The 17,482-nt window shown below is 42.3% G+C and carries 14 protein-coding genes; 7 read left to right on the top strand and 7 right to left on the bottom strand.

All coding sequences use genetic code 11. From position 1 onward, the window contains the following. Nucleotides 1-61: 61 nt before the first annotated feature. On the top strand, nt 62-958 hold the full coding sequence (locus AAGR14_RS09430) for a tetrahydrofolate dehydrogenase/cyclohydrolase catalytic domain-containing protein (RefSeq protein ID WP_342648338.1): 897 nt from the start codon (nt 62-64) through the stop codon (nt 956-958). A 50-nt stretch (nt 959-1,008) separates the two neighbouring features. On the opposite strand, the gene AAGR14_RS09425 is transcribed toward AAGR14_RS09430, so the two are convergent. Both AAGR14_RS09425 and AAGR14_RS09420 read right to left on the bottom strand, forming a co-directional pair. Next, nucleotides 1,009-1,347 (bottom strand): Rieske (2Fe-2S) protein, encoded by a 339-nt coding sequence (locus tag AAGR14_RS09425; RefSeq protein WP_342648337.1) that lies wholly within the window; start codon nt 1,345-1,347, stop codon nt 1,009-1,011. Nucleotides 1,348-1,349: 2 nt separating this feature from the next. Next, the gene (locus AAGR14_RS09420; protein WP_342648336.1) at nt 1,350-2,105 is read right to left on the bottom strand and encodes a hypothetical protein; all 756 of its coding nucleotides are present in this window, start codon (nt 2,103-2,105) and stop codon (nt 1,350-1,352) included. 98 nt (nt 2,106-2,203) lie between these two features. Between AAGR14_RS09420 and AAGR14_RS09415 the strand changes: the two genes are divergently transcribed. Then, a complete protein-coding gene (locus AAGR14_RS09415; protein WP_342648335.1) occupies nt 2,204-2,827 on the top strand; it encodes a 7-carboxy-7-deazaguanine synthase QueE in 624 nt (207 codons plus the stop codon). A 32-nt stretch (nt 2,828-2,859) separates the two neighbouring features. Then, complete coding sequence (locus AAGR14_RS09410; protein ID WP_342648334.1) at nt 2,860-4,758, top strand: OmpA family protein; 1,899 nt, start codon at nt 2,860-2,862, stop codon at nt 4,756-4,758. A gap of 6 nt (nt 4,759-4,764) precedes the next feature. Here the strand turns inward: AAGR14_RS09410 and AAGR14_RS09405 are convergent, their stop codons facing one another. Continuing rightward, nucleotides 4,765-7,203, bottom strand: coding sequence for a hypothetical protein (locus AAGR14_RS09405; protein WP_342648333.1), 2,439 nt, complete (start codon nt 7,201-7,203; stop codon nt 4,765-4,767). Nucleotides 7,204-7,302: 99 nt separating this feature from the next. Further along, nucleotides 7,303-9,495: a DNA helicase RecQ gene (gene recQ / locus AAGR14_RS09400; protein ID WP_342648692.1), complete on the bottom strand. Its 2,193-nt coding sequence runs from the start codon at nt 9,493-9,495 to the stop codon at nt 7,303-7,305. A gap of 247 nt (nt 9,496-9,742) precedes the next feature. Here recQ and AAGR14_RS09395 point away from each other — a divergent pair, with 247 nt between their 5' ends. Next, nucleotides 9,743-10,828, top strand: coding sequence for a mannose-1-phosphate guanylyltransferase (locus tag AAGR14_RS09395; RefSeq protein ID WP_342648332.1), 1,086 nt, complete (start codon nt 9,743-9,745; stop codon nt 10,826-10,828). Nucleotides 10,829-10,901: 73 nt separating this feature from the next. Here the strand turns inward: AAGR14_RS09395 and rlmB are convergent, their stop codons facing one another. Further along, entirely contained in the window at nt 10,902-11,663 is a 762-nt protein-coding gene (gene rlmB, locus AAGR14_RS09390; protein ID WP_342648331.1) for a 23S rRNA (guanosine(2251)-2'-O)-methyltransferase RlmB, read from the bottom strand. 227 nt (nt 11,664-11,890) lie between these two features. Here rlmB and dnaB point away from each other — a divergent pair, with 227 nt between their 5' ends. After that, on the top strand, nt 11,891-13,444 hold the full coding sequence (dnaB, locus tag AAGR14_RS09385; protein WP_342648330.1) for a replicative DNA helicase: 1,554 nt from the start codon (nt 11,891-11,893) through the stop codon (nt 13,442-13,444). Nucleotides 13,445-13,448: 4 nt separating this feature from the next. On the opposite strand, the gene chrA is transcribed toward dnaB, so the two are convergent. Continuing rightward, nucleotides 13,449-14,648, bottom strand: a complete 1,200-nt coding sequence (gene chrA, locus AAGR14_RS09380; protein WP_342648329.1) for a chromate efflux transporter — start codon at nt 14,646-14,648, stop codon at nt 13,449-13,451. Nucleotides 14,649-14,715: 67 nt separating this feature from the next. Continuing rightward, nucleotides 14,716-15,057 (bottom strand): tetratricopeptide repeat protein, encoded by a 342-nt coding sequence (locus AAGR14_RS09375; RefSeq protein WP_342648328.1) that lies wholly within the window; start codon nt 15,055-15,057, stop codon nt 14,716-14,718. 283 nt (nt 15,058-15,340) lie between these two features. Here AAGR14_RS09375 and AAGR14_RS09370 point away from each other — a divergent pair, with 283 nt between their 5' ends. Continuing rightward, nucleotides 15,341-15,940 (top strand): bifunctional nuclease family protein, encoded by a 600-nt coding sequence (locus AAGR14_RS09370; RefSeq protein ID WP_342648327.1) that lies wholly within the window; start codon nt 15,341-15,343, stop codon nt 15,938-15,940. A 193-nt stretch (nt 15,941-16,133) separates the two neighbouring features. Beyond that, nucleotides 16,134-17,393 (top strand): nucleoside permease, encoded by a 1,260-nt coding sequence (locus AAGR14_RS09365; RefSeq protein WP_342648326.1) that lies wholly within the window; start codon nt 16,134-16,136, stop codon nt 17,391-17,393. Nucleotides 17,394-17,482 lie beyond the last annotated feature (89 nt).

The following is a 17,482-nucleotide window of genomic DNA, read 5'->3' as shown; positions in this document are numbered from 1 at the left end:
ATTTTGGGGCAGATTTTATAGAATAAAATATTAAAAAATTTCCTCTTTAGGGGTTAGGGGCATGGAGATACTTGACGGAAAATACGTTTCGGAGAAACTGAAAGTTGAAATTGCCGAACAGGCAGCCGAATATTTAAAGCAATCGGGTCGTAAGCCGCATTTGGTAGCCGTACTGGTAGGCCACGATGGCGGTAGCGAAACTTACGTAGCCAGCAAAATGCGCAACTGCGAAAAGGTAGGTTTTAAATCAACGTTGGTACGTTACGAAGATGATGTAACTGAAGATGAATTACTGCTTAAAGTTTCGGAACTTAACCACAACCCGGACATTGACGGCATCATTGTGCAACTGCCTTTGCCTAAGCACATTGATCCTGAAAAAGTAACCGAACAGATAGATCATCGTAAAGATGTAGACGGCTTCCATCCTATCAACCTGGGCCGCATGCAGCGCAACTTACCCTCATTTATCCCGGCAACGCCTTACGGCATTACGTTAATGTTAAAAGAATATGGCGTTGAAACCGCAGGTAAACACTGCGTGGTAGTAGGCCGGAGTAACATTGTAGGTTCGCCCATGAGTATATTGATGGCTCGCAATACTCAGCCAGGCAACTGCACTGTTACTATTTGCCATAGCCGCACGCCAGACATTAAAAAGTTTACGCTGGATGCAGACATCCTGATTGTGGCCATAGGTAAAAAGAATTTTATTACGGCTGATATGGTAAAAGAAGGTGCCGTGGTGATTGACGTAGGTATGAACCGCGAAACTTCCACCACTACCAAATCGGGCTACAAATTATACGGTGATGTTGATTTTGAAAATGTTGCCCCTAAAACTTCGTGGATTACACCGGTTCCGGGCGGCGTTGGCTTGATGACGATTATCGGCTTACTCAAAAACACGCTAGCCTCAGCCAATCGCGAGGTCTATCCAAATTTAAGTAAGTTCTAAATAAGTGATGTTAAAGAGGGCTGTTCAGCAATGTGCAGCCCTTTTTGCTTCTATGTGATCCAGTTTTTCAAACGGTCAGTCCATCTTGTTATTTCAACGTAAACGTCGGTTCCTTCTACTTTTACGTTATAAGTTTTTACATAGTCGTTTTGGCCAGGTGCGCCTTTACCGGTTTGCAAATCGTACTCATACCGATGGCGCGGACATACCAAACGTTCTTCGCTACACCAACCTTGGCTTAAATCGGCACCAGCATGCGGGCATGAAGCTGATAGTGCGAACACTTGCTTGTTATAGTTAATCAAGCAGACGTTTTTTCCGCCCGCATTAACTTTTTTAATAAATGGCTGGCTCAACTCTACCCGCTCTAAAACTTTGTACCAGGCCACTTTTAAAAATCTATCTGCAGGTTCATCACCGTCGGATTTTTAATCAATTCATCCATATTGGTTTGTAAAATTACCTGCTTCCTGTCGGCCGATATTATGGCTTTCTTATTATCAATTTTTTTAACCGGCTTGGCAAAGTTGAGCACTACTTTATAGGGCATATCTATAAGCATAGCCTTAGCCATAGCAAAAGTAGACTGCGTTTTTTTAAGAAAGTTATTAAACTTGGTTTTATCTATAATGCGGCAAAATTTATGTGACGTAACCTGGTAAGAATAACAATCTTGCCCTGCAATAAGTTGCTGCGCGTTAAATATGTTCACGGCACTGCCTTTTTTAGAAAGCTGATTATAATTAGCCAATTTAGAAAGTTGCTGCAAATAATATTCTAATCCGGCCGGGCTATCAGCCTGATGCCTGATACTCACCTTCATGATATCCTTTTTAAGATTCATATCAATAGCCAGGTTACTGCTTTTAGCCAGTTTAGTTTGTTCAATGTTTAACTTACCCTGGGTGCTGTCGGGCAGGGCACTGTACAAATTCATTACTGTGTCTTTTACCATAGCAAACTGCGGGGTTGCCGCTACCGAGTCAGATAATAAATTATGCAATACGGCTACGGCCCGGCTCATGTCAAAATCATAAATAACATCGCAAGCACCACTGGCTTTGAAGTTATAGCGCTCCACGATGTCTACACATGATGTGCACACACTGCTAATGAGAATTATAATTAAAAAGTAAAGTTTTTTCATGCGCCTGATATTTAAGTAATTATACAAATATTTTTTGACTGCAAGAAGTTTTAAAAATGTTTGCGCTACCTGGGTTTGTGTATATTTGCAGATTAATTATGGCACACCTTATACCAGAAGATGGCACACTGCTTCCGCTGATGGAAGATTTTTATACAATACAGGGAGAGGGTTATAACTCGGGCAAAGCTGCTTATTTTATCAGGCTTGGCGGTTGTGATGTTGGTTGCCATTGGTGCGATGTTAAAGAGAGCTGGAACGCTGAACTACACCCGCTTACCGCTGCCGACACTATTGTAAATAACGCGCTGCGCTTTCCGTCTAAAAACGTTGTAGTTACGGGCGGCGAACCTTTAATTTACAATTTGGATTACCTGACTCAACAACTGCATCAGCATCAAATAAACACTTTTATCGAAACCTCGGGCGCGTACCCGCTATCGGGCGATTGGGACTGGATATGCTTATCGCCTAAAAAGTTTAAAGCCCCTATGCCTGACGTAGCTGCATTTGCCCACGAATTGAAGGTAATTGTGTTTAATAAATCAGACTTTGCCTGGGCCGAAGAACATGCCAAACGGGTATCACCGGATTGCAAACTTTTTTTACAACCCGAATGGTCTAAACACAAAGAAATGCTGCCGCTTATTGTAGATTATGTGATGAATAACCCGCAGTGGGAAGTTTCGCTGCAAACACATAAATACATGAATATCCCTTAAAAACCGTATTTTAGTTTAACGGGAAGTTAAGCATGCATCTACGCCTCATCATCATTTTGTTGTTGTTTGCCATACAGGCTGCAGCGCAGCCAAAACGGTACACTACTACCAACGAAACCGCCATTACTTATTATCAAAAAGCCGGCGGCCGTTTAGATCAGCAAGATTATGCCGGAGCAATACAAAACCTGGAAAGCGCCCTCACTACCGATGGCCAGTTTCTTGAAGCACACCTGCAACTGGGCGACTTGTTAAAGCAACAATTACAATACAAAGCTGCTGCCGAACATTATCAGCGCGTGCTAAATATTAACCCGGAATTTAACCGTGCTGTTTACCTCAAGTTGGCCGAGTCTGAAATTAACTTAAGCCAGTATCAGCAAGCGCAGCTGCACCTCGAGAAATATATAACCTACCCTACCATTAGTCCCGAAAGCCGGTTTTATGCCCGTAAGCTGATAGATGATTGCACGTTTAGCATTGCGGCTTTAGAACATCCGGTTCCTTTTAAACCCGTTAATCTAGGTGCTGAGATTAATTCAGCTTACGATGAGTATCTGCCTGTATCGACCGCCGACGAAAGCACGCTGATTTTTACCCGAAAAATTGGTAACAATGAAGACTTTTACCGCAGCACCAAGCAGGACGGAAAGTGGCTCAACGCTATTTACCTCAGCAAACTGATAAACACGGCAGAGTATAACGAAGGGGCACAATCGATCTCGCAGGATGGCAAATATCTTTTTTTTACGGGTTGTAACCGGCCTGACGGATTAGGCAGATGCGACATTTACGTTACTCAAAGAAAAGGCGCTGACTGGAGTAAGCCTTATAACTTAAATACCCCGGTTAACAGCCCGGGCTGGGAATCGCAGCCCTCTATTAGCGCCGATGGCCGTACACTTTATTTTGTAAGCAACCGCAAGGGCGGTTATGGAGGCTATGACATTTGGAAATGCAAGGTGACCGATAAGGGCTGGTCGCAACCAGAAAACCTTGGCCCTAATGTTAACACACCATACGACGAACAGTCGCCTTATATTCACCCGGATGATAGTACACTGTATTTTTGCTCAAACGGATGGCCCGGACTGGGTAACAAAGATTTATTTGTAAGCCGGTTGGATAAAAGCGGTAAATGGCAAAAACCGGATAACATGGGCTACCCTATCAACTCAAACGGTGACGAAAACGGCTTAAGCATCAGCGCCAGCGGCAAGTATGCCTTTTTTGCATCAAACACGCTTAGTGGTTTTGGAGGCTTTGACATTTACAGTTTTGAACTACCCGAAAAAGCAAGACCGCATTTGGTTACTTATGTTAAAGGAACGGTAACAGATGCCACCACCAAACAACCCATTGAAGCCGCTGTAGAAATTGTAGACTTAGTTACTAATACGCCGATTTACCAAAACTACAGTTCGGCTACACAAGGCGATTTTTTGGCAACATTAGTGACCGGCAAAAACTATGGTTTAACGGTTACCAAAAACGGCTATCTGTTTTCGTCGGAAAATTTTTCGCTCACCGGTAAAAATGCTACCCGGCTTTTCCAGATCGAAATTCCGCTGAGTGCTATAGAGGTAGGCAAAACGGCTATACTTAAAAACATCTTTTTTGATACCAATAGTTATAACCTTAAGCCAGAGTCGCGATCGGCGCTGCAATATCTCATTAATTTCATGGCGCAAAACCCCACAGTGAGTATAGAAATTTCCGGTCATACAGACAATGCCGGCAACGATAAATTAAACCAAACACTTTCAGAAAATCGGGCGAAGACAGTATACCAGTACCTGGTTAGCCATGGTGTCAACGCCACTAAATTACAGTACAAGGGTTACGGCAAACTTAAGACGGTAGCACCCAATACCACCGAAGATAACCGTGCTCTAAACCGGCGGACGGAGTTTAAAGTAACAAATAAGTAAGTCAACTTATTTTTTGTTGACAGTAATGTAACTTTGGCTATAAATAACTCCGCTATCAGTAATTCCCTGCACAACAATTTTATACCTACCGGTGATATCGCTGGTGTAAAATGACAGTTGGGTTGGTTTTTCAGCATTTACCTGAGCAAGATGTTTCCAGAAGATGGTAGACACATATTCTGGTTCTGTCGGATTAGAAATGGCATAATCAGAACCCGAAAATTGCTTGGCTATAAAAATACCATCGATTAATTTCATACTACTCTGACTTTCTTCAACACAACCCTGATAAATTGTTAAATGACCATTAAACATATATTGCCGGCCAACAATAGGCAATGAATGGTAACCCGTTACGTGATTGGGACAATTTAAAATATTAAATTGGCAAACATAATCTCCACAACGATTTGTACCTCCTAAATTGAATTTGGCGTAGACAGCACCTCTACCCGCCGTAACTTTCACCTCTTTTAATTGTATTGCCTTTTGAAAACCCGACAAAGTAAATGAGCTTGTATTTAAGGTGGAAATACCTTTTTCGTAAATAATAGGCAAATACGACTTGGCGAGTTGGTCGCTCAAAGCCTTGTACGGGTCTACAAAACGCGCAGTGTAGTCATTATTTGTAGCCAGTATCAAACGAATTTTAGCATCCTGTTCGGTAATTAACTGCTCGGGAGTGAGTATAAAATTTCCGCCTGCATCGGTTGTAATGAGCATCATGCTTGAATCGCGCTTCAAAATAAAGTTAACGGGCTTTTTAACGGGCTTGTTAGATGCAGTTATTGTTCCAGAGCATATTACCGACTTCTCGTCAGTGACATCTTGCTTTTGCTTACTGCCGACAATGTCTGTCCATTTATAATCGCGCCAGCCCTTAACTAATAGAACCTGTTCTAAAAAGCTTTTATCTTCCGCTGCAACACCCATGTAATTTTCCTTGACGGGTAAAGTTTGCAGATTACGTTTCAGATAAGTGTAGCTTGTAATATCGTTCACCTTTTTAGCTTCAATCCGGTTAGCCTGCACGCAAGCTATGGAAACCAGTCCAACCATTCCGTTTGGATTGGGGGTGGCCAACTTCAAAGATAATTGTACTTTTTCGCGAGTGTTGTAAGCACTTTTATCGGTCTGTAAAATCAATTTTTCTTTACTTTCAAAATGAGCAAAAAACAAACGCTCTGCCATTGGATGGCCTGCGGCATCCGTTAGTGTTATACACGTTACTCCCTTTGGCAAACTATCTAATGCAACCTTTATTCTGCGTGGCATATACGCTTCAACGTCGACTGCCATGTTCACAAACTCTTGCCGGTAATTGTGAATATGTAAATAAACCGGCGTGGCCACGGTTGCTCTTATTTGAAAATTTAGCGTATCATTAGCCAATGCTTTATACAAAACCACATTCACTCCAGATGATTCAACCCTGGGTAACTGGTAAACAGTATCTTTCTGAGTAATATTCTTCAGCTTTACCGTGTAAGTTTGGTTGGGTTTAGGAATGATGGAAAACGAGCCCATTCCGTAAAAACTGGTTTGCAGGGTATCAATTACTTTGTTGTTTTCATATAGAAAGCCGATTACTTTCAACGGTTCATTATCCGGTGTGGTAACCTCCCAACCTACTCTGGTTGGCAAATTGGCAACAAGGCTCCCTCCTTCTGGATAAAATTTTACACGCGCGGTTTGATTAACGCGCGGTAAGGCTAAGTAAAGAAATTGTGTATTCTTTTCCTTCTTTATCTGCGCGCTGATTACATTTTTACCGCGGGGAACAGCGATGGTTAACTGCCCGGCTTTATCTGTTTTGGTTAGCCCGGTAATGATGCTCGTATCATTACCGGCAAACTTATATTTTACCGTTGCCGAAGGTACAGGCATATAATCATTTCCGGTGACGCTCAGCGTCACATTAACCGACTTCGAGCCCGATTTAAGCACGTTGGTGTCGGGCAGGTAGAGCACGGCCTTAAAATCGGGGACCGCAGTGGTTTTAATGGTAACAGGCTGCTGGAATACTGCTTCGGGTTTATTGTTGACTAAACGATTGGTGTAAACTAACAAGCTGTAGTTACCCGGGGCTATTGTGTCGGGCAAAAGCATGTTTCCAAATGCGATACCCGATTCCATTACAAACTTTTTTTGAAGCACAACCACTTTATCCAAATCGTTCACCAGCGCTACGGTTAGCGTATTGTGCAGCTCCGGCTTAGCACAATTTAAAAGATAGGCCGTCAACCATACATTATCGTTGTTGGTATAGACCGTTTTATCAAAATGTGCAAAAAGTAATGATGCGGGGTGCGCTTGCTGATATTGACGCATTTTGATATCAACGCTATCGTTAGCAGTTTGTGCAAAAGCAGGCGTTGTTAAATTAATCAACAAACCGTAATAAATAAAACCCAATAAAAAGGTGACGAGGCGGTAAGCGTTCATAGGTTTTGGTTTGGGTTGAACATCCAAACCGCCGATAATTTACAAAAAAAGGAGCCTTTTCGAGGCTCCTTTATATGGATAAATTTATCCTGAAAATTTTTAGTTTCCTAACTCCGACATAAACTTAATCCGCATCAGCTGAATCTCTTCGCGGGTATAATCGTTTATGCCCAAATCAACCAGAGCATCATCTATGGAGTCAATCTCGGCCGAACGGAAATAATCGTATACTTCATCTTGCTTGTCCTCATCAATCACCTCGTCAATATAGTAATTAAGGTTAAGCTTGGTACCCGAGTTTACAATTGACTCCACTTCACGCAATATCTCTTCGTAACTTAATCCTTTTGAGGCAGCAATATCTTCAAGATCTAAATGGCGATCGATATTTTGGATGATGTATACCTTTAACGCTGATTTGTTAGCGGCACTTTTAATCACCATATCTACCGGACGGTCGATATCGTTATCCTCTACATACTTTTTAATGAGCTCAATAAAAGGTGCTCCAAACTTAGCTGCTTTACCTGCACCCACCCCCGAAATTTGTTTCAGCTCATCGGTTGATACCGGATAATGCGTACACATTTCTTCTAAAGACGGATCCTGAAAGATGACAAACGGAGGCAGACTTTTTTGTTTGGCAATCTTTTTTCGCAGGTCTTTCAACATTTGCAGCAATTGCGCATCTAAAGCAGTACCACCCTGTTTAGGGCCTTCATCCGAATCATCGTCTTCGCCCGCTTCCATCGGCTTATTCAACGCAAAACGGATACTGTAAGGGTTATCAATAAAGTCCTGACCTTTCTCAGTAAGCTTCAGTAACCCGTAGTTATCGATATCCTTCGATAAAAAGTTATCTAACATGGCCTGGCGCAGCAGTGAATGCCACAAATTTGCACCTTCATCTTTACCGGCGCCAAACACATCCAGCAAATGGTGCTCATAGTGGTGCACATGCGGATTGTCCTGCCCCATCAACACACTGGTGATGTGATGATCGTCAAATTTATCACCTAATTGTTTAATCAGGCTTAATACCTGATGCAACTGTGCCTCACCGTCAAAAAATTGACGATCTGAACTACAGTTATCGCACATGCAATTACAGTTCGAAGCTTCAAAGTCTTCGCCAAAGTAATGCAATATCTGCTTGCGGCGACAAACAGCCGACTCAGCATAATCAATAACTTCTTTTAAAATCTGGGTACCTATTTCTCGTTCAGAAACAGGTTTATCTTTCATAAACTTTTGCAGCTTATCAACGTCTTTTTCCGAATAAAACGCCACGCAAATGCCCTCACCGCCGTCACGACCTGCACGGCCGGTTTCCTGGTAATAGCCCTCCATGCTTTTAGGCACATCATGGTGTATAACAAAACGCACGTCGGGTTTATCAATACCCATACCAAAAGCAATAGTTGCCACAATTACGTCGGCATCTTCCATTAAGAATTTATCCTGCGTTTCGGCGCGCACTTTTGCATCTAAACCAGCATGATAAGGCAAAGCCTTAATGCCGTTAAGTGTTAACGCTTCGGCCACCTCTTCGACCTTTTTACGGCTCAAACAATAGACAATGCCTGATTTACCTTGATGCTGCTTAATAAATTTGATAATCTCTTTAAGGACGTTGCGCTTAGCCCTAACCTCATAATACAAATTAGAACGGTTGAACGATGATTTGTACACCGTTGCGTTGTTCATTTGCAGGTTCTTCTGTATATCGTGCTGTACCTTAGGAGTAGCTGTAGCTGTAAGGGCAATGATTGGAATATTATCGCCCAGATTTGAAATAACCTGGCGTATTTTGCGGTATTCCGGACGAAAATCATGTCCCCATTCGGAAATACAGTGTGCCTCATCAACGGCAACAAACGATAGTTTATTTAAACGTAAAAAGTCAATGTTATCCTGCTTGGTTAACGACTCGGGTGCCACATAAAGCAACTTGGTGCGGCCTGCCAGCACGTCTTCTTTTACTTTAGCAGTTTCGGACTTAGTTAAAGATGAGTTTAAAAAGTGGGCTACACTGTCTGAATTACAGAAAGCCCGGAGCTGATCAACCTGATTTTTCATTAAGGCAATCAATGGAGATATTACGATTGCCGTACCTTCCGTCATTAAGGCCGGAAGCTGATAACACATGGATTTACCGCCGCCGGTGGGCATAATAACAAAAGTGTCATTACCGGCCATTATATTGGTGATAATCGCTTCTTGCTCACCCTTAAAATTGTCAAAACCAAAGAAATTCTGAAGGTTGTCAAAAAGCGATTTTTTTATTTCAATCATCGTTGTTTTAGAAATTATGAAATGTTGCTTTTATAGCTCAAAATAACAAAAAAAATTACGTAGCGCAGGTTTTGTAAACAAAATATTAAACTAATATGATTTTTAGTTGTTACGTTCGAAATTTTTCAGTTATATATTAACACTGCTTTATATAACTAAATATCGTCTTTTAATATTATAAAACCCGATATTTTTTTTACAAATTTGACCGCAGTGTTACACCTGCACTCCTTACTGTAATAACATGAACAAAAACTATTACGCCATTATTATGGCCGGCGGTATAGGCAGCCGTTTCTGGCCTATCAGCCGAACCTCACACCCAAAACAGTTTATCGATATTTTAGGCACCGGAAAAACTCTTATTCAAAATACATACGAGCGTTTTTTAAAAATTTGCCCTCAGGAAAATATATATGTTGTTACCAACGAAATTTACACTGATCTGGTAAAAACACAAATACCTGCGCTTACCGACGGACAGATACTTACCGAACCGGTAATGCGCAATACTGCCCCTTGTGTAGCTTACGGCTGCTACAAAATTGAAAGCATGAACCCTGACGCCGTTATTGTTGTTGCCCCTTCAGATCACTTGATTTTAAACGAAGCCGCCTTTGTTACTGCTATTGAAGATTCTATGCAGACTGCGGCATCACATGAATGTTTGGTTACATTGGGTATCATGCCATCTCGTCCTGATACCGGTTACGGCTACATACAATACAATGACGAGGTAATTGACAGTAAATTTCATAAAGTAAAAACCTTTACCGAAAAGCCAACACTGGATATTGCCAAAACGTTCATCCAAAGCGGTGACTTTTTATGGAACGCAGGCATCTTTGTATGGTCAGCAAAAGCCATTGTAGGCGCGTTTGATAAGCACCTGCCTGATATGCACGAGATTTTTGCCGATGCCCGCAGTGTATACAACAGCGAGCACGAAAAAGGCCACGTACATACTGCTTACCAGCGTTGTACCAATATTTCTATTGATTATGGTATTATGGAAAAAGCGGATAATGTTTACGTATTACCGTCGGAGTTTGGCTGGTCTGACCTGGGTACCTGGGCTTCAATTTACCAGCTGGCAGACAAAGATTACGTAGGTAATGCTGTGATCCCTGCAGAGAAAGTGATTATGTACGATTCTTCAAACTGTATGGTAAATGTACCCGCCGATAAACTGGTAGTACTACAAGGCCTGCATGATTATATTGTAGTTGAATCTAACAACACGCTGCTTATTTGCCCGCGCGACCAAGAGCAGAACGTTAAACAAGTCGTGGCCGACGTTAAACAAAAATTCGGCACGAAATATATTTAAGCCAAGTAGTGATTGAGTGAATTAACTATCATCATTTTGATCAATTCACTCAATCACTCATTCTCTAATTCACTCACTGGCTTCTCTGCCTTACCGCCTCGTATAAGATAATACCTGCTGATACTGAGACGTTGAGCGATTCGATTTCACCATACATAGGTATTTTGGCCAGGTAATCCGCCGAACGGATCAGTTCATTACGGATGCCATCTTCTTCAGAGCCCATCACAATAGCTGTGGGCAGTTTGTAGTCAGGCTTATAAATGTAATCGTTGGTTTTTTCGGTACAGCAAACCACCTGCAAACCCGACTCCTGTAAAAACTTTACTGTTTGCACAAAGTTGTCGTGGCGACATACCGGAATCTTATAAAGTGCCCCAGCCGAAGTTTTCACTGCGTCTGCATTAATTTGTGCCGAGCCTTTAGCAGGTATTACAATGGCATGCACACCGGCACACTCCGCGGTGCGGGCCAGGGCACCCATATTACGCACATCGGTAATACTGTCTAATACCAGCACCAAAGGCGTTTCCCCCTTCTCATAAATTTCGGGGATAATATTTTCTATTTTTTGATAGGTAATGGGCGATACCACTGCTACAGCACCCTGGTGATTTTTGGGCGTCATGCGATGCAGCTTTTCTATAGGCACATACTGCGGAACAATCTGGTACTCATTAGTAACACTTTTCAATTCCTGCATTAAACCACCGGCCAGGCCACGCTGAATATATAACGACTCGATGTCTTTGCCTGATGTAATAGCTTCAATAATAGCCCTAATGCCAAAAATAATCTGATTGCTGCTTCGCTTAGCCGAATGGTTACCCGTCATGTAAATACAATTAAGGCTGCAAAAGTAAACAATTATTGGCAGGCATTTTTAATGGATTAACCTGGTAAACTACGCCGCTACTTTTACATACGCATTTGTTTTGAAATTACCTTACACTAAGACATCAAATACTTTTCAACACCTGCGGTTGAGAATTTTATCATTTTGGTTTGGCAAAAGCCACTCCGTTTTGTATATTTTTGTTGCCTACGATTTAGTGATAGACCATGATTTTCGAGAACAGCAACCGTACCAATACCGACAAGCGTGCCAAAAGTTATACTTCGCCAAACCTTATATCCGGCAAGTTACCTCCGCAGGCGCGTGATTTGGAGGAGGCTGTATTAGGTGCATTGATGCTCGAAAAGGATGCATTGTCATCAGTAATTGACGTACTTAAACCAGAAGTTTTTTATGTTGAAAGTCACCAGAAGATTTTTAACGCCATCCGTACACTGTTCGAAAAAACATCACCGGTTGATATTTTAACAGTAACGGCACAACTGCGTATGCAGGGCGAACTGGAAATGATAGGCGGTGCTTTTTACATCACTGAATTAACCAACCGGGTAGCCTCCGCAGCTAACATTGAGTACCACGCGCGTATTATCATCCAAAAATACATTCAGCGCGAATTAATCCGTATCTCGACAGATATTATCAATATAGCGTATGAGGACACTACCGACATCCTGGAACTGTTAGACCGCGCCGAAAAAAACCTGTTTGATATCGCCCAAAATAACCTTCGGCGCGACTCGCGAAAGATGGATGACCTGATGCAGGAAACCCTGAAGGAAATTGAGGAACTTAAAAACAAGACTGACGGACTAACAGGTGTTGGTACCGGTTTTACCGATCTGGACCGCATTACATCAGGCTGGCAGCGTTCAGATTTGGTGATTATTGCAGCACGCCCTGCAATGGGTAAAACTGCTTTCGTTTTGAGTTGTGCCCGTAACGCCGCTGTTGATTTTAACAAACCCGTGGTTGTGTTTTCGTTAGAGATGTCTTCGGTACAGTTAGTTAACCGTTTAATATCCGGCGAAGCCGAAATTGAGCAGGAAAAGATTCGTAAGGGAAAAATGGAAGAATGGGAATGGCAGCAAATCCACTCCAAAATCGGCCGCCTAGAAGCAGCCCCGTTGATCATAGATGATACTCCCGGTCTTAATATTTTTGAATTCAGGGCTAAATGCCGCCGTTTAAAATCACAGCACGATATCCAGTTGATTATCATCGACTACCTACAGTTGATGAGCGGTAAAACGGATGGCAAAGGCGGCGGTAACCGCGAGCAAGAAATTGGTAGTATATCCCGCGCCCTCAAAATGGTGGCTAAAGAGCTTCAGGTACCTGTGATTGCGTTATCGCAGTTAAGCCGTGCGGTAGAGAGTCGCCCGGGTGGTTCTAAACGCCCAATGCTGTCCGACTTACGTGAGTCAGGCTCTATTGAGCAAGATGCCGACATGGTATTGTTCCTATATCGCCCTGAGTATTACGGATTAGAATTTGACGAAGATAACAACCCAACCAAAGGTGTAGGCGAGATTATTATAGCCAAGCACCGTAACGGCGAAACCGGTACCGTACGATTGAAGTTTGTGGGCAAATACGTTAAGTTTACCGACTTGGAAACCAGTATGGATAGCTACATGCCACCAGCATCAGGCAGTGCTTTTGCCGGCCTCAACCCATCCCAGGGTTTCGACAGTAACCCAGGCAATATCATCATCCGCCCGTCGCGTATGGACGACATCGATGACGAGCCACCATTCTAAAGCATCAAAATATCAGACCTAATACAACGCCCAGCAAAATAACGATGGGCGTTTTTACTTTAGTAAAGTATAGCAGGCAAAAAGCCCCGGCCATAATAAGGTAAGCCATCCAGTTGGTGCCAAAGGGAGCCGTAAGCAAAATGAGGGCGGTAGCCATAAATCCTACCGCCACTGCGTTAATGCCACTCAGTGAATTTTTAATGCGGGTAATTTTCTTTAAGTCTTCCCAAAAAGGAACAATAAACAAAATCAAAATTAGTCCGGGTAGGTTGATGCCTAACACAGCCACTATCCCACCGGCTATTTGCCCCGATAGCCCAAACCCTTTATTGCCCAAAGTAATTGCCCCTAAAAATGAGGTAAACGAAAAGGTGGGTCCGGGTAGCGCCTGTTGCAGCGCATAGCCCGACAAAAATTCGGCATTACTGAGGTAATGCTTTAATTTAACAAACTCGGTGTACATTAAAGGTACCAATACCTGGCCACCGCCAAAAATAAGGATGCCGTTTCGGTAAAAGTTCTCAAACAGGCGTATAGGTAAACTAAAAGGTGACGTACGGTTAATGATAGCACCTAAAGCTGCAAAAAATAAAAGTATACCAATAAAATAACTTACTTTTCTGGGGTTTACATTGGCGTATAACTTAGCCCGTAAAACATCCTCACTGGGTTGGGTTTCGAGCGCAGACGAAATAATTCCTCCTAATAGGATAAGTATAGGAAAAGCGTAGGGATTTTGCAGAATCAGGGTAGCAACCAATGATCCTGTGGCCAGGTAAACACTGGTTTTAGTTTTTAAAATACGTTGCGCAAATACTACTGCAGCGTAAGCTACAATACCTACAGCAGCCGGCCGGATAAAACGTAGCACCTCCTCTACCCTGCCGGTGGATGCCAGGCTCTTATAGCCAATAGCTGCCATACACATAATAGCCGCTGATGGAAAAATCCAGACTAAAAAGGTGAGTATAGCCAGTTGCAGGCCACCTACTTTCCAGGCTATACCCACCAGCGTTTGTGTGGATGAAGGCCCTGGCAGCACTTGCGACAGAGCATTAAGCTCCATCAATTCACCCTCAGTTATGTAATTACGCTTTTCTACAAAATCGCGCAGCAAAATAGCTACGTGTGCCTGTGGCCCACCAAAAGTGGTAAAGGTATAAACCAATACATCACGTAAAAATAACGGGCCGCGCTTATTCAATGCTTTTGTAGGTTATTAAATAAATAACAAAACTGACGCCTTTCTCTGCCTTCAATACCACAGAAAATTAATAATCATCGTCGTCGTCATATAAACCAACAGCCTGGTTATAGGCCGACTGCAGCTCAGACAGCGCATGATTATCGCGTTTTTGCCTAGTTATCTGAATGCCTTGCTGGTAAGTAGCTAAAGCCTCTTCTTTACGGCCTAAAGTTTCGTATAACTTGCCCAAATGATAATAGGTACCGGAATAATTGGGATGCTCGGCAACCAGCTTTTCATAATACTGCAACGCCTTTTCAGTATCGTTTAACCGTAAATATTCTGTGGCCAGTGCGTATTGTAAAAACTCATCGTTGGGCTCGTCTTTTAAAAAATCGAGTAATTTTTGTAAGCGGTCTGCCTGCATTGTAAACTGTGTATATTTTGGTTATTTTTGCGCCGAAGCAAAGCTATGGTTGTAAAGCAATAATAGCTTGCCCACAGCACAAAGGTAAGATTTTGGCGGCTATTACTTCAACCTCGTATTTGGGCCTTATACATTTGCCAATACACCGTTAAATAACCGGTAATTGTCAACAAACCCAAAACAATGGCGTTATTGATTTACTTTTTAAATTTAAACAAGCCAGTTGCGGCACAAATAATGCTGTAAGGCAATTATAAAGGCTTTAGTTGTGATGGGTAATAATATGAAAAAAATTAAGCTCGACATTGTTGGTTTGTCTTATAGTCAAACACAATCAGGAGCGTACGCATTAGTATTGGGCGAGGTAAACGGACGTCGCCGGTTGCCTATCATCATTGGTAGTTTTGAGGCGCAGGCAATTGCCATCGAAATTGAAAAGATGACCCCAAGCCGCCCGCTTACTCACGACTTATTTAAAAGCTTTGCGCAAGCTTACCACATTAACGTACAAGAAGTTATTATATATAACCTGGTTGACGGTATTTTTTATGCCAAACTCATTTGCAGCGACGGAAAAAAAACTGCTGAAATTGATGCTCGTACGTCAGACGCCATTGCTATGGCCGTACGTTTTGATTGTCCGATCTTTACTCACGAATTTATCCTGTCTACCGCGGGTATTGTAATAGAAGGTAATGACTTTGTATACCTCGAAAACTTAAGCGAAGCAGCCGAAGAAAAACCAAACCAGTCGAGCACAGTAAGTTATACATCTTTGAGCATTGACGAATTGAAAACTAAACTGCAGAGCGCCCTGGCCGAAGAAGCTTATGAAAAAGCAGCCAAAATACGCGACGAGCTGAATAAACGCAAAGCTTCCTGATGGATGCTGAATGGCTTATTTACATTTTTCTTCCTGCTTAATTTCAAGATACTTTACGTTGAGTATTTAATGCGCCGTGTAAAATTATGGCGATGTGGTACTGACGGCTATGTCTACGCTTTCAGCTTTCGTAATATTTCGCTACTTTCCGTTTTTATTTTACTAAATCACTATCGTTTAAACCTGGCATTATATGAATATTAAGTTTCGCTTAATACTGATGAATTTCCTGCAGTTTTTTATTTGGGGTTCATGGCTCATCACTATTGGGGTATACTGGTTTCAAAACAAGCAATGGTCGGGGGCGCAGTTTGGCGCTATATTTTCAACCATGGGTATATCGGCCATTTTTATGCCAGCGCTAACCGGTATAATGTCAGACCGATTCATTAATGCCGAAAAGCTGTACGGCGTTATGCATATTTTAGGTGCGGCTGTGCTGTTTACGCTACCTCAAATTACTAACCCAACCACCTTTTTCTGGGTGATGCTGTTAAACATGATTTGCTATATGCCAACCCTTTCGCTATCTATCACGGTAGCATATTCTGCATTAAGAGGCAAAGGTTATGACGTAGTAAAAGACTACCCTCCTATCCGCATTTGGGGAACCATCGGTTTTATTGCTGCTTTATGGACTGTTAGCTTAACACATAACGAAACATCGGCAAACCAGTTTTACATTGCTTCGGCCGTTGCTTTAGGGTTAGGAATATATTCATTTACCTTACCTAAATGTCCGCCGTTGTTGAGCAAAGTAGCCAGCAAATCTTTTGTTAACTCGTTAGGATTAAACGCTTTTGCATTGTTTAAATCGCCCAAGTTTGCCATCTTTTTTATGTTTTCGATGCTGCTTGGCGCCGCCTTGCAGCTAACCAATGCTTATGGTGATACTTACATCCATGATTTTAAAAGCGTAGCTGCTTACCAGGACACCATCGCCGTGAAATACCCGGCTATCATCATGTCTATATCTCAGATTTCGGAAACGCTTTTTATCCTGGCCATTCCGTTTTTTTTAAGAAAATTTGGTATTAAATACGTTATGTTATTTAGTATGCTTGCCTGGGTGCTGCGCTTTGGCTTGTTTGCCTTTGGCGACCCGGCAGGCGGCTTGTGGATGATTGTCCTGTCTTGTATTGTTTATGGCATGGCGTTCGACTTTTTTAATATCTCGGGGTCGCTGTTTGTAGAAACACAAACCACACCTGAAATACGTGGCAGCGCGCAAGGTTTATTTATGATGATGGTTAATGGGTTCGGGGCTTTATTCGGCAGCTTTGCAAGCGGCCTTTTAATTGATAAGTATTTTACGCTGCCTAACCAAACTAAAGACTGGCATGGCATCTGGTTAACTTTTGCCGCATACACCTTAGTTATTGCCATTATATTCCCATTTGTATTTAAATACAAGCATAACGCAGCGCTGAAGCACGCTATAGAACATGCCTGATTATAACTCCGAACAATATATTACAAAAACAAAAGCGGTTGTTAAATTAGTTTCAACAACCGCTTTTGTTTTTGTAGAGCCGCCCGGCT

Origin of the sequence: Mucilaginibacter sp. CSA2-8R, assembly GCF_038806765.1 — a bacterium.
Lineage (GTDB): Bacteria > Bacteroidota > Bacteroidia > Sphingobacteriales > Sphingobacteriaceae > Mucilaginibacter.
The sequence above is the reverse complement of the archived record's forward strand: the minus strand, read 5'-3'. Positions and strand labels throughout refer to the sequence as shown.